General features: G+C 62.4%; 12 protein-coding genes. 6 read left to right on the forward strand and 6 right to left on the reverse strand.

All coding sequences use genetic code 11. The features are described 5' to 3' along the window. Positions 1-26: 26 nt before the first annotated feature. Both EH165_RS13695 and phoU read left to right on the forward strand, forming a co-directional pair. Positions 27-2,486: an LCP family protein gene (locus EH165_RS13695; protein WP_124799942.1), complete on the forward strand. Its 2,460-nt coding sequence runs from the start codon at positions 27-29 to the stop codon at positions 2,484-2,486. 88 nt (positions 2,487-2,574) lie between these two features. Further along, positions 2,575-3,294: a phosphate signaling complex protein PhoU gene (gene phoU / locus EH165_RS13700; RefSeq protein ID WP_124799943.1), complete on the forward strand. Its 720-nt coding sequence runs from the start codon at positions 2,575-2,577 to the stop codon at positions 3,292-3,294. 319 nt (positions 3,295-3,613) lie between these two features. Here the strand turns inward: phoU and pstB are convergent, their stop codons facing one another. The 4 genes from pstB to pstS all read right to left on the reverse strand — a co-directional run bounded on the left by pstB (position 3,614) and on the right by pstS (position 7,672). After that, positions 3,614-4,393, reverse strand: a complete 780-nt coding sequence (gene pstB, locus EH165_RS13705) for a phosphate ABC transporter ATP-binding protein PstB (RefSeq protein WP_124799944.1) — start codon at positions 4,391-4,393, stop codon at positions 3,614-3,616. Between the two features lie 42 nt (positions 4,394-4,435). Beyond that, positions 4,436-5,512: a phosphate ABC transporter permease PstA gene (gene pstA, locus EH165_RS13710; RefSeq protein WP_124799945.1), complete on the reverse strand. Its 1,077-nt coding sequence runs from the start codon at positions 5,510-5,512 to the stop codon at positions 4,436-4,438. Then, a complete protein-coding gene (gene pstC / locus EH165_RS13715; RefSeq protein ID WP_124799946.1) occupies positions 5,512-6,564 on the reverse strand; it encodes a phosphate ABC transporter permease subunit PstC in 1,053 nt (350 codons plus the stop codon). Before pstC ends, pstA begins: the two co-directional genes overlap by 1 nt. Before the next feature lie 190 nt (positions 6,565-6,754). Then, entirely contained in the window at positions 6,755-7,672 is a 918-nt protein-coding gene (pstS, locus tag EH165_RS13720) for a phosphate ABC transporter substrate-binding protein PstS (protein ID WP_338418497.1), read from the reverse strand. Positions 7,673-7,676: 4 nt separating this feature from the next. On the opposite strand from pstS, the gene EH165_RS16300 reads away from it, so the two are divergent. After that, positions 7,677-8,138, forward strand: a complete 462-nt coding sequence (locus EH165_RS16300; protein WP_239020806.1) for a hypothetical protein — start codon at positions 7,677-7,679, stop codon at positions 8,136-8,138. A 50-nt stretch (positions 8,139-8,188) separates the two neighbouring features. Here EH165_RS16300 and mshD read toward each other — a convergent pair whose 3' ends face one another. Together mshD and EH165_RS16665 are read right to left on the reverse strand one after the other, a co-directional pair. Further along, entirely contained in the window at positions 8,189-9,088 is a 900-nt protein-coding gene (gene mshD, locus EH165_RS13725; protein ID WP_124799947.1) for a mycothiol synthase, read from the reverse strand. Positions 9,089-9,098: 10 nt separating this feature from the next. After that, a complete protein-coding gene (locus EH165_RS16665; RefSeq protein ID WP_124799948.1) occupies positions 9,099-9,800 on the reverse strand; it encodes a winged helix-turn-helix domain-containing protein in 702 nt (233 codons plus the stop codon). A gap of 219 nt (positions 9,801-10,019) precedes the next feature. Between EH165_RS16665 and EH165_RS13735 the strand changes: the two genes are divergently transcribed. The 3 genes from EH165_RS13735 (at position 10,020) to EH165_RS13745 (ending at position 12,503) form a co-directional block, all read left to right on the forward strand. Then, a complete protein-coding gene (locus EH165_RS13735) occupies positions 10,020-10,856 on the forward strand; it encodes an alpha/beta hydrolase (protein ID WP_164479246.1) in 837 nt (278 codons plus the stop codon). Further along, the gene (locus EH165_RS13740; RefSeq protein WP_164479247.1) at positions 10,856-11,560 is read left to right on the forward strand and encodes an LmeA family phospholipid-binding protein; all 705 of its coding nucleotides are present in this window, start codon (positions 10,856-10,858) and stop codon (positions 11,558-11,560) included. Before EH165_RS13735 ends, EH165_RS13740 begins: the two co-directional genes overlap by 1 nt. A gap of 241 nt (positions 11,561-11,801) precedes the next feature. Next, the gene (locus tag EH165_RS13745) at positions 11,802-12,503 is read left to right on the forward strand and encodes a heme-binding beta-barrel domain-containing protein (protein ID WP_124800532.1); all 702 of its coding nucleotides are present in this window, start codon (positions 11,802-11,804) and stop codon (positions 12,501-12,503) included. Positions 12,504-12,670: the final 167 nt, after the last annotated feature.

Consider the following 12,670-nt stretch of genomic DNA (forward strand, 5'->3'; position numbering starts at 1 on the left):
CCTGATGGCGAAGTAAAGGAGGTGGCGTGAGCGAGAGCCCACGCTCCGGCGGCGAAGGCCCCGGCCCAGCACTCACCGACGCGAACGTCGACGCTGGCGACACCGCCCCCCCGCAGCCCTGGGATCGTCCTCGAAGGTGGAACACGGAGAGGATGGACGCCACGCGCGTCGACGATCTCCTAGCAAGGCTTGGCCCGCCCGCTGCGGGCGACGCCCCTCGCCGCCGTCGACGATCTGACCGTGATTCAGACGCAGCAGCTTCCGCTCCGAGTAGCCCCAGCGCCGAACCGGCTCTGACCCCTCTTCCTGAATCGTCCACCTCCCCGTCAACCGCTCCGACTATCGCCGCCACACCGCAGCAGCAGGCCGTTTCTGTCGTTGTCCCTGCGTCGAACCCGGAAGAGGATCCCCCCTCGGCGCCGCAACCTGGACCGACCCTGAGTGCAACGCCGACGATAGCCGCGCCGCCGCAACAACCTCTTGGCCGCTCATTACCGCAGCCCCGCAACCACGAAGAATTTCGTCACCACCACCCTGTGACGCCCCCTAGCGATGATGCGAACTCTCGGACCGACGTCATGCCGCGAATGAGCGGCCTGCCTGTATCGGCCGAGGCCGCTGCCGTGCGGGAGTCTCTTCGCGCTTCGCTGGTCAGCGCCCAGGCGCTCGCATCCGTGCGGCCCGCAGATGTGGGCCACCCGGCAGCGTCTCGGGAGCGGGATGCCCCCGCTCCCCTTCCGGTTGGCGCACTAGCCGCAGTTCCTTGGGCGAAGGCAACTCCCCGGAAGCCGGCCACCACGTCACCTATCCGGCATCACTACGCCAAGCGCGGTGCCAGCGTCCTGCTGGCGTTGGTGTCAGCGCTGGTGCTGGTTGTCACCGGCATTTACTCAAACATCCTCGCCAATGGCGAATCCGGTCTTGCGGCCAATTCCGTCGATGCCGGCCTCAGTGATGCCCCACCACCGGCTGCTGTCCCCACCGGGGCTCTGCCCACCGACGCGGCTCCCGCAGCCGCAGCCGGCTTACCCATGTATCCGCCTGAGAACTTCCTTCTCGTGGGATCTGACTCGCGGACCGGCGAGAACATCGCGGGTGTTGGTGACAGCAGCCTTGACGGCGTGGTGAACACCGACACGATGATGGTGCTGCACATCAGTGGTGATCGGCAGCAGGTGTCGGTTGTTTCGCTCCCCCGCGACCTGTGGGCGGACAATGTCGTGTGCAACGACTACGACCGCTCCACCAATCAATATGGCGGCCCCTCTGACGCCAACAAGTACCCCCGCCAGCACCTCAATGCCTTTTACGGCGTTGGTGGCCCCAAGTGTTTGGTGAAAGCGGTGGAAAACCTCACCGGCATCGACATCACCCGCTACATCATGATCGACTTTGCCGGGTTCAAGTCCATGGTTGACAGCCTCGGCGGTATCACCGTCAACGCGTGTGGGCCTATCGATGACGCTGAACTGGGCCTTCTCGTGGCCCAAGGCGGCACCCAGGTAATTACCGGCACGCAGGCTCTCCACCTATCGCGGGCGCGGAACGTGACGACGGATGCTTCCTCGGATATTTCTCGCATCAAACGGCAGCAGCTGATCCTGAGTTCGATTTTGCGCCAGGTGAAGTCCAGTGACACGTTGCTCAACCCCGCCAAACTCAATGATTTCGTCACCGCATTCACCCAAGCGACACGTAACGACGGCCTTAAAATCAACGACCTGATGAACTTGGCGCAGTCGCTGGGCACTCTCGACCCATCGCGGGTCACTTTTTACACCTTGCCAACTGGGGAACCGGAAAATGACGGTCGCGGATCAATGGAGATCGATCGCGCGCGCTCCGATCCGCTTTTCTACGCTTTGATCAACGACCTCCCCGTGCCCGGAACCGAGCCTGCACCGGCCGCGGCTACGGCCACCCCTGGCGCGCCCAGTGCAGCGGAACCTTCCGCACCGGCTACCGCTGCGCAACCCCTCCTGATCAGCGTTGCACCAGCAGATGTCGACCTCACAATCGTCAATGCCGCAGGTCGCGACGGGCTTGCGGGCGAGGTGGCGGCGAAACTCACCACCTACGGCTACAGCCTTTCCGACAACAACTTGCAGCGTGTGGACGATGCCCCGCAGGCCAGAGTTACGGTCGAGTATTCGGCGGGCAACGAGGCCGCAGCCGCGACTGTTGCAGCGACGGTGACGGGCGCGAAGCTTGTCGTTAAGAGCGGTCTCGGAAAAAATGTCCGGCTGGTTCTGGGATCTTCCTACGATGGCCAGACCGTAGAGACTTCCGTCGGTGATTCGATACCTGCTGATGTTCTCGCCCAGATTCCAGCCAGCTCCGCAGTCGCCGCAACGACAGGCTCAGGTTCTCCCGCCGATACCAGTTCCGCGGGGAGCAGCCCCGAGCCTGCGACATCGCCGGAAGCAGCGACATCCGCCGTTGCCGACATTGCTCAGGTTCGGGCCGATACGTCGCAGTGTCTGTAAAGCCAGCGGCCGTTTAGCCGCGAGGGGTTCATCCAGCGTTCACGTGTTTTGGTCCCACTGCCTCACTCGTTAGCAATATCCTTGATTGATGCGCCACGCCTATCAAACCCGACTCCACGACCTCGGCGAACACGGTGCACGGATGTGCCACGTCGCCAGCGACGCGATGCGCGACGCCACGAAATCACTGCTGGACAGCGACCTTGCACTCGCCGAGCAAGTCATCGCTCGCGACATCCAGATCGACGAAATGCGCTCCAGCGCTGAGGATGTGGCACTGGAACTGCTAGCGTTGCAGGCGCCTGTGGCCTCTGACCTTCGCGTGGTGGTCTCCGCGTTGTGGATTGTCGCCGACCTGCAGCGAATGGGCGCGTTGGCCATTCACGTGGCGCAAGCAGCCCGACGTCGCCATCCCGCCGCAGTCATTCCCACCGATATCCGCCCTATTTTTGAGCGGATGGGGGCAGTGGCAATCCGGCTAGCTAGCCAGGCCGAGAAGGTACTACTTGAAAGGGATATCGACCTCGCTCGGAGCCTCGATATCGAGGACGACCTGATGGACGACCTACACCGCGAACTCTTTGCCGCACTGCAAAGCCCAGAGTGGTCACACGGAGCCGCACCAGCTGTAGACATCGCCCTACTTGGACGGTTCTACGAGCGTTTCGCCGACCACTCCGTTGCCATCGCCCACCGGGTTATTTTCCTCGTAACCGGCGAGAACGTCACGGGCACAGGCACTTCGGGGGCACACATATCAGATGCACCGGCGTCGATCACCGGTGAATCACCCGAGCGATCACGCTAGCTTCGCCCTGCCGTCGGATCTGCTCCAATATGCAGTGACGCCGCGGCGCAGATGCGCCCCCGCGCACCCGAGTTACTCACACCGACGGGCCCGCGCCCTATTCGCGCCGCCCTATTCGCGCCGCCCTATTCGCGTCGCCCTATTCGCGCCGCCCTATTCGCGCCGCCCTATTCGCGCCGCCCTATTCGCGTAGCCCTATTCGCGTAGCCCTATTCGCACGCGGGGGAAACAGAGGCGTCGGCCCCGCCGCCAGCGCCCTTGCTGAAGCTGCCCGCGAAAGATATCCGCGAGCTGAACCGACGAATCCGTCTCGGACCTCTTAGCCGAATCGACCCGAGATGTAGTCCTCGGTAGCCTTTTTCGTGGGATTTGAGAATATCTTGGTGGTCTCGTCATACTCAACCAGCTTGCCTGGCTGGCCAACGCCAGCCAGGTTAAAGAAGGCCGTACGGTCGCTGACCCGCGCCGCCTGCTGCATGTTGTGAGTGACAATCACGATCGTGTAGCGCTGCTTCAACTCAGTAATCAGGTCCTCAATGGCAAGCGTCGAGATCGGGTCGAGGGCAGAGCACGGCTCATCCATCAGCAGCACCTGAGGTTCGATGGCGATGGCGCGCGCGATACACAGTCGCTGTTGTTGACCACCGGAGAGGCCGCCGCCCGGGCGATTGAGCCGCGTCTTGACTTCCTCCCACAGGTTCGCCCCGCGCAAGGACCGTTCGACGATATCGTCGTATTCTTTCTTGCTCTTCTTCGCACCCGCGAGCTTGAAGCCAGCCACCACATTGTCGTAAATCGTCATAGCAGGGAATGGATTTGCCTTCTGGAACACCATTCCGACCGTTCGCCGCACGTTGACCGGATCCACACCCGGCCCGTACAGGTCCTCACCGTCAAGCAGCACTTTGCCGGTGACGCGCCCGCCGGGAATTACCTCATGCATCCTGTTCATAGTCCGCAGAAAAGTGGATTTTCCACAGCCCGAAGGTCCGATAAAGGCAGTCACCGTCAGGGGTGCAATTTTTATTGACGCTTCCTCGACGGCCAGGAAATCACCGTAGTAAACGTTGAGATCTTCGACATCAATACGCTTTGCCATGCTTAAGTGGCCTCCAAAGCCTGTACTGCTGGATGGAATGTTCTAGCGCGCCTTCGGGCGGACCAGCCTGGCGATGACGCGAGCAACGACATTGAGGATGAGCACCAGCAGAACGAGTGTCAGGGCAGCTCCCCACGCCCGTCCCGAGGTGTTGTCAGTGACGGACCCGCCGAGTTTGCCGAGTTGATCCCAAATCATCATTGGCAGCGTCGCCTGGTCGCCGGAAAACGGGTTGGTATTGATCGAGGCGGTGTAGCCGACAAGCAAGATGAGCGGCGCTGTCTCACCGGCGACTCGCGCCACTGCCAGGAGCGCGGATGTGATCAACCCCGACGCCGCCGTGGGGAGCACGACCTTGAGAATCGTGCGCCACCGCGGAACCCCCAGAGCGTAGGACGACTCCCGAAGTTCGCGCGGCACCAGCTTCAGCATTTCTTCGCTGGAGCGCACGGCGACCGGGAGCATGAGGAGAGCAAGAGCAATGGCGCCGGCAGCGCCGAAGGGGCGAAGCCCGAACCCGATCAACAGGAATGTGTACACGAACAGTCCGGCAACAATGGACGGAACCCCCGTCATCACGTCAACGAAGAATGTGACGACCTTGGCGTAGCGCCCCTTGCCGTACTCGACAAGGTAGATAGAGGTGAAAAGTCCTATGGGCAAAGCGATCACTGCGGCGATAGCGACCTGCTGCAGGGTTCCGATCAGCGCCGCGTATACGCCGCCGCCCTCCTTGCGGGTACTGACCCCGTTCATGGAATGCGTGAAAAAGTCTGCGCTGAGCGTGCCCCAACCCTTCACGACGATGTACCCGAGGATCAGAACCAGCGGTACCACCGCGGCTACGAAGGATGAATAGATCAGCGTCGACGCGAAGCGGTCCTTCGCGCGGCGCTTTCCTTCAATCGTGAAGGACCAGATGCTCAAGATGATGATGAAAAGCAGTGCTGCGGACCAGAACGCGGTCCCCCACCCTGACCAGCCGATCCCAAACTTCGCGGTCAGCGCGAGGGCAACGGCAGCAACGCCGCAGGCGACGGGAGCCCAGCGAGGAAGCCTCGCCCCGACAAGCGCAGAAGGTGCGGCTTTTTTGGTGGCTGAAGGTGACTGGATGCTCATCAGACGAACTCCTTCTTCCGGGCAACGACGATCCGGGCGACAGAGTTGACGACGAGGGTGATCACGAAGAGGAAGAGCCCTGCGGCGATCAGCGCGGGCACACCCAGCGCCGAACCGGAAGCTTCGCCGAACTTCAGGGCGATAGTGGAGGAAAAGGTGTCGCCGCCCGGCTCCGTGAGGTGCCAATTAATTTTGAAGCCACTGTTGAGAACCAAGGCCACCGCGATGGTCTCACCTAATGCTCGGCCCAAGCCCAGCATCGCAGCTGAGATCATCCCGGGCCGACCAAACGGCAGGACCGCAGTTTTGACCATTTCCCACTTTGTCGCGCCCAACGCCAACGCGGCGTCCATCGTCTCGCGTGGAACTTGGAGGAAGACCTCGCGGCTGACGGCGGACACGATGGGGATGATCATGATGGCAAGGACAATGCCTGCAATCAGCAAGCTCTTGCCGTATTGCCCCGCCTCCAGCGGCTTGTCGGTGGCGAAAAGCGGTATCCAGCCGAAGTAGTCGGTCAGCCACTTCTGAAATCCGGTGGTCTGGGGGATAAGGAAATACAGACCCCACATGCCGAACACCAGGGATGGAACGGCCGCCAACAGATCAATGATGCCGCCGAGGAACGTTGACACTCGGCGGGAAGAGTAGTGCGCGATAAATAGCGCGATGCCAATTGCTACCGGCACGCCAATCAACATCGCGATGACGGACGACACCACGGTGCCGAAGAGCAGTGCGGCGATACCGAATAGCGGCGGATTTGCAGCGGGCTGCCAGACCTGGGTGGTGAACAGGTTTCCCGCGTTGTCTCCGCTGAACGCGGGCCAAGCCTTCACGATGAGGAAGCCCGCGATGGCCGCCATGACCAAAAGCAACAGCCCACCTGAACCAGCGGCGAGGCTCTTGAAGACCCGATCGCCCAGACGAACCGAGGAGCCACCGATGGAGGATGGCGCACGGCCGGCGGGGCTTGAATCGCGCTGATCGTGCCGTGGTTCAGGCGCGTCGACGCTCACTGGCCTCGCATCGTCGACGACGCGGTCAGTCATTGGTTCGTACCCTCATGTGTGTGGTCTCGTCCCCTCGTGCGAACGCCCGTGTTGCGGTGGACAGTTTCCAGTGAATCTCCGGAGACTGGTGAAAATACGACTCACTGCTGCAGTAGTGCTGACCGAGAAGATGGCCCGTCCGCGAATCTTGCTGCGAACGGGCCATCATCAAGGGTGTCTCGTCTAACTTCTACTTCAGGCCTTGAATCGAAGCAATAACCTTTGCCTGAATTTCGGCGGGCAACGGTGCTGCGCCAACGCTGGCCAAAACCGCTTGGCCCTCGGTGGCGGCGTAGCCGAGGAACGACTTGATCAACGGCAACTTGTCACCGTTACCCGTCGAGCACACGATCTCGTAGGTGACAAGGATGATCGGGTACGCCCCGGCTTCCTTGGTGGCGTAGTCAAGCTTGAGCGCCAAGTCTGCTCCGGTACCTACAACTTTGGCGGCGGCGACGGCCTTGCCAGCGCTTTCGCCGGTGAGTTCCACCGGCCCGGAGCCGTCGTTGATCTGCGCTACCGAGAGCTTATTGTCGGTGGCGTAGCCCCACTCGAGGTAGCCGATGGAGCCTTCACGGCCCTTCACTTCCTGCGCCACACCATCGGATGCCTGCGCTGCGATCCCGCCTGGGGCGGCCCACGCCTTGGCTGGGTCGAAGGTCCAGGCGCCAGCACTCGCCGCCTTCAGGTATTTGGTGAAGTTCTCGGTGGTCCCTGAGTCTTCTGCGCGGTGCACCGACTGAATGGTGGTCGAGGGCAGCGTGGCGCCGGAGTTCAACTTAGCAATCGCCGGGTCGTTCCACGTGGTGATGGTGCCGGCGAAAATACCCGCCAGGGTGGGGCCATCAAGGACCAGCTTGTCGACTCCCGGCAGGTTGTAGGCCAAGGCGATCGGGCCGGTTACCAGCGGGAGGTTAATGGCGTCGGCGCCTTGGCACCGGTCGGTCTTGGCCGAAGCCGCCTGCTCTGGCTTGAGAGAGGAATCCGAACCCGCGAAATCGACCTGGTTGCCGATGAAGTCGGTGATGCCTTTACCGGACCCGCCGCCGCCGTACTGGTTGACGTTGGCACCGCATTTGGCGTTAAAAGCCAGAATCCACTCCTCCATCACCTTGCCCTGGGCGGTAGAGCCGGAGCTTCGCAGATCCCCGGTGGCGCAGGGGAAGTCGGCGGTCGCTGCACTGGACGGTGCCGAGCTGGACGCTGACGAGCTAGAAGCCGGGGCGGAGCTAGACGCTGCCGAGCTAGAAGCCGGGGCGGAGCTGGACGCTGCCGAGCTAGAAGCCGGGGCGGAGCTGGACATATCTGCTGCGCTCGAGGCAGCAACACTCGAAGCTACCGAGCTGGTGCTGGAAGAGCCTGCTGTCGAGTTGTTGTCGGTGCCGCATGCGGCCAAGGTCAGTGCGGCAGCGGTGAACAGGGATACTGCAGAAATCTTGCGCGTGATGTTCACGCAGGTCCTCCATACGTCGTCCGGCCGTGGTGCTGACCGTCATGAGTGTGATGAGCATCCAGGCGATGCACACGACAGGACGTTAAACACCCAGGGTGACCGGTTGACGCTGACGAGGTGAACCGCAGATGAACAGTGCCGAGACCGGCCACGCCCCGCGGCGCCCGGTGTCTAAACCCGCGAGTACACCACGTCTCGCAGATACCTCTGGAAGCCGAGCTTCTCGTACAGGTGAATCGCTTTGTCGTTGTTCCCTTCGACATACAAGCTCGTGCAATGCAGATTCTTTCGCTCCAGATACGCAAGGCCCGCCAGCGTGAGCGGAGTACCGAGGCCGCGGACCGGAGACTCGGGGTCTACGGCCAGCACATACACCTCACCCACGGACCGCACGGGGCCGGTGCCAGGCGTCGGATCCACTCCGTGCACTTTTGTCCAATGAAAGCCGAGAATCCGATCGGATTCGTCTACCGCGAGGAAGAACCCGGCGGGATCAAACCAAGGCTCAGCCTGCTCGGCTTGCAGCCCTGCAAGGTCGAGACGACCCTGTTCCGGGTGCCAAGAAAAGGCGCGCGCATTAACCCCGAGAAAGGCCTCCTCGTCCTGCCCCACCACGAAGGTCCGCACCGAAACCCCCTGCGGCCACACAGCATCCGCGACCGGCGCCGCGGGCCTGCGCAGCTGCAGTAGTTCACGTGTCGGTGTCAGGGATAGCTTCGATGCCAACTCCGAAGCGGCAACCAGATCTCCGTGCGCCCACACGTCGGGCTGTGCAACCAGCACAGCGGCAAGCAGCGAACTCCCGAGCCCGCAGCGCCGGTACAGCGGATCGACCGCGACTTCGGCGGGGTCGCCCGCATGGAGCACCGCAATCCCAGCGAGTTCTTCCTCGCTAAACGCCAGCAGGTAGGCGTCGGACTCGCTGCCCGAATCTCGATCGAAAGCGTCGAGTATGTGGCCAGAAAATGGAGCGACACCGTCAGCAATGGTGGAGCGTTTCACCAGGCCTAGTACTTCGACCTGTTCTTCGTCGGACAAGGCGGCTTGCCAGGGAGTCAATTCGAAGTTCATTCGGCCAAACCTAGCTGACGGTGCCGGATGGCTCCTCGCGCCCGCCGCTGGTGCGTGCCGGCGGCACCATTTTGTAGCCGACGTTGCGGACTGTTCCGATCAGCGACTCGTGTTCCGGGCCAAGTTTGGCCCGCAACCTGCGCACGTGCACATCGACGGTGCGGGTGCCGCCGAAGAAGTCGTACCCCCACACCTCAGTGACCAGTTGCTCACGAGTGAACACCCGCGAAGGATGTTGGGCGAGGAACTTAAGAAGCTCAAATTCTTTGTAGGTCAGCTCAAGGGTCTTGCCACGCAGGCGCGCGGTGTAGGTATCTTCCTCAATCGTCAGGTCGCCTAGGCTGATAAGTCCGGAATCTGCCACCGGGTTGAGTCGACCGGCCAAAAGCCTTAGCCTGCACTGCACTTCGGCAGGGCCCGCACTGGAGAGCACCACGTCGCAGACCCCCCAGTCGGGACCGATCGCGACGATGCCGCCGTCGGTGACCACCGCCAAGATGGAAACATTGAGCCCGTCGGTGCCCAGAAGGCGACACAGGTTTCGCGCCGCAGCTAGGTCTGAACGGGCGTCGACGACGACGAGCTCATACGGTTCCGAGGTGACGAGCGAAGCAGCTTCGGGCGCTGCCGCTCTCAGCTTCACCGGAAGGAGGTCCAGCGCGGCAAGCACGCTGTTCGGATCTGGGTCAGCGGTAAGTAGGAGAAGGTCCACGCATCCCGTTCCCTTCGGCTTTATGATTCCTCGTCCGACTCTGCAGGCACTTCGCCACGAACGATGCACCAAATACGTGCAGTACGTTGGAGGGACTCCGCAGGCCAATTCTAACCTTCCACCCACAGCCGCCGCGACCAGCGACAGCTTCGGTCAAGACTTGCCTATCCCCCATTTCCCTCCCGACCCCCTCTGCAGAAAATGAGCTCGCAACCACGCATGACGAAACCCGAAACGTCCGCTGCCACAACAGAAATGCACCAGATCTCGATCCACACCGCGGATGGCGTCACACTGCGGGGGATCTCGAGTACCCGAGGGGCAGATCAGCAGCCGCGCGAAGCCGACCGAATCTGTTTTGTCATCTGTCACGGCATGACGAATGCCACTCACAAGCCGAACACCCGGTCGGTGATCGACGCGTTCAGCGCCTTTGGGGCAGTGGTTGCCGTGGACTTTCGCGGCCACGGCTCCTCCGAGGGGCGTTCGTCCGTGGGGCAGATCGAAGTGTTGGACGTGGACGCCGCGATCTCCCAGGCGCGCCGCGAGGGGCACACCACCGTCGTCCTGGTGGGGTTTTCGATGGGGGCCGCCGTAGCACTGCGTCACGCCGGGTTGGCCGCAAGAGCCACGTCGGAAATGGGATTTCCGCTGCGAAACGCCGCTGACGCAGTCGTTTCGGTGAGCGCTCCGTCGCGTTGGTTCTCGCGGGAAAGCACTCCGATGCGCCGAATTCAGTGGCTGCTCGAGCACCCGTTCGGCCCGCTGATCGGCCCCCGGTTGGGGATTCGGCTTGGCAAGCCGTGGGTCCAGGTTCCCTTGACCCCACTCGAGCTTGTGGGCAGCATCGCACCCACGCCGCTCTTGATCGTGCATGGCACGTCCGACCACTACTTCGCGGCGGACCGAGCCCGCGAGTTGCACAAAGCTGCGCCAGCGAGCGAACTGTGGCTGATTCCGGGAATGGGCCACGCCGAGTCCGGGATCAGCGCTGCGACCATCACCGAAATAGCGCAATGGGCTCGCCGAGCCGTCGAAAATGCGAGCATTCTCTGATGCGCAAGTTGCTCATCACCCTCGTCATACTGGGCGCCGTCCTCGTCGCCGCTGACTATGGATTGCGCTGGATCGCGACGACCAAAATCAGTGATGCGGTGGCTAGTCAACTCCGACTCGCAGCCGCGCCGGAGGTGAAAATCGCAGGCTTTCCGTTCACATGGCAAGCAATTTCCGGCAGGTATGACGACGTGTCTATCACGGTGCCGAACCTCTCCCTCGGACCTGTGACCGGTGTAGATGCCGACTTAACGCTCCGCGACACCACCATCGGGCTCTCGGATGCCGTTGCCGGAAATATCGACGCCATGGTGGCCGGAGCAGCAGATTTAATCGTGACTCTCCCGGTATCGAGCCTGGCGGCGGCGCTCCGCCTGACCGGTCTGGCTATCGCCACCGCACCCGATGGGGCGTTAGCGATTTCGAGCACGATCGCGCTCGCGGGTCAGTCCATTCCCGTCACCGGAATTCTCCAGGCGAAAATCGTCGATTCCGTCGTGCAACTGCGCGTGGGCTCTCTGAGCGCGGTCGGACTTGCAGCGCCACCACAGTTGCTGGCAGCGGCCGGGGCGGGGCTTGGCGTCGACCTCCCACTCACCGCCGTACCTTTTCGTATCGACGCGGCATCTGTCTCCGCGGTAGGCGGCAATGTAGTGATAACCGGCGCCGCCAGCAATGTCAGGGTGGCAGATTTACGCAAGTGAACCAGGCCGGCGACCTCGCACACTGCTCCACCAGATGTGTTTCCGGCCTCGTTCCCCGACCCGGACCAGCAGGGCTCGGCGTCAAGCGTTAAGATGACGGGGTGGAATTCTTCTTTACGTCGCTCCTTGTAGCCACCGCTATTTTGATCACCTGGTTCGCCGTGTACGTCGTCTACCGACTGGTAAACGAAGAAAAGTGACCGGCCAGCAGTCCTCGGGCGCAGCCGAGCCTTCTTCCGCCATGCCAGTTTCACCCGCCGCAGACTCCACACCGGAGGCGGCTCTCGAAGTTCAGCGCGGGTCTGGGGATGCCGCCCTTGCTGCGGCCGTTGAGCGTTCCGAGTCGACCGCGTCCACTATCACTATCAACATCGCAGACGTCGCGCCCCTGCCGCTCCCTCTCGATACCGCCAATCTGCGCCTGGGTCCTGGACTTGCAGACGAGAACTTGATTCTGCTTCCCCTGGTTGGAGTGTGGCGCGGCGAAGGCAAGGTGCACACGCCCGGCAGCGCAGACACCGCTTTCGGGCAGCAACTCACGCTCTCCCACGACGGCCGGGGATTCCTTCGTCATGAGTCGCTCACCTGGCTGATCCCGGATGCTGGGCTCGACACCGGACCGGGGCCTGACACTGATCCTGCGCCTGTCCCCGCCAACCGCGAACTTGGCTGGTGGCGTCCGCAGCCTGACGACATCATTGAGCTGCTGATCGCACACTCCGAGGGCGTTGTCGAAATCTTCTACGGCCACGCACAGGGTGTGGCGGCCTGGTCTTTGGGAACTGACGCCGTGGTTCGCACCGTCAGCGCGCCAGCCGTCACCGGAGCGACCCGGCTCTATGGAATCGTCGACGGCAAGCTCGCCTACGTGGAGGAGCGCGCCACCGCAGAATACGAACTTCAGCCGTACCGATCAGCCTTGCTAGAGCGCGTCGCCGGCTGAGCCACCACAGCACTGACGACACCGCAGCGCTGACGACACCGCAGGTGTGATGAATTTTCAGGGCAGGCCCCTGCTGTAGGCGTTTTCCCTACTGATCTCGATCGCAGCCTGGCTGGGTCGGGCACGCGGGCGCACCACAATCATCATCGCGGTGATGTTGGGCTTCG

The sequence above is a fragment of the Nakamurella antarctica genome, from assembly GCF_003860405.1.
Lineage (GTDB): Bacteria > Actinomycetota > Actinomycetes > Mycobacteriales > Nakamurellaceae > Nakamurella > Nakamurella antarctica.

What these genes read in the sequence shown, in the direction of transcription:
- phoU (WP_124799943.1), top strand. Translation starts at nt 2,575, where the DNA reads ATGCGCCACGCCTATCAAACCCGACTCCACGACCTCGGCGAACACGGT.
- pstB (WP_124799944.1), bottom strand. Translation starts at nt 4,393, where the DNA reads ATGGCAAAGCGTATTGATGTCGAAGATCTCAACGTTTACTACGGTGAT.
- pstA (WP_124799945.1), bottom strand. Translation starts at nt 5,512, where the DNA reads ATGAGCATCCAGTCACCTTCAGCCACCAAAAAAGCCGCACCTTCTGCG.
- pstC (WP_124799946.1), bottom strand. Translation starts at nt 6,564, where the DNA reads ATGACTGACCGCGTCGTCGACGATGCGAGGCCAGTGAGCGTCGACGCG.
- pstS (WP_338418497.1), bottom strand. Translation starts at nt 7,672, where the DNA reads ATGGAGGAGTGGATTCTGGCTTTTAACGCCAAATGCGGTGCCAACGTC.
- mshD (WP_124799947.1), bottom strand. Translation starts at nt 9,088, where the DNA reads ATGAACTTCGAATTGACTCCCTGGCAAGCCGCCTTGTCCGACGAAGAA.
- EH165_RS13735 (WP_164479246.1), top strand. Translation starts at nt 10,020, where the DNA reads ATGACGAAACCCGAAACGTCCGCTGCCACAACAGAAATGCACCAGATC.
- EH165_RS13740 (WP_164479247.1), top strand. Translation starts at nt 10,856, where the DNA reads ATGCGCAAGTTGCTCATCACCCTCGTCATACTGGGCGCCGTCCTCGTC.
- EH165_RS13745 (WP_124800532.1), top strand. Translation starts at nt 11,802, where the DNA reads ATGCCAGTTTCACCCGCCGCAGACTCCACACCGGAGGCGGCTCTCGAA.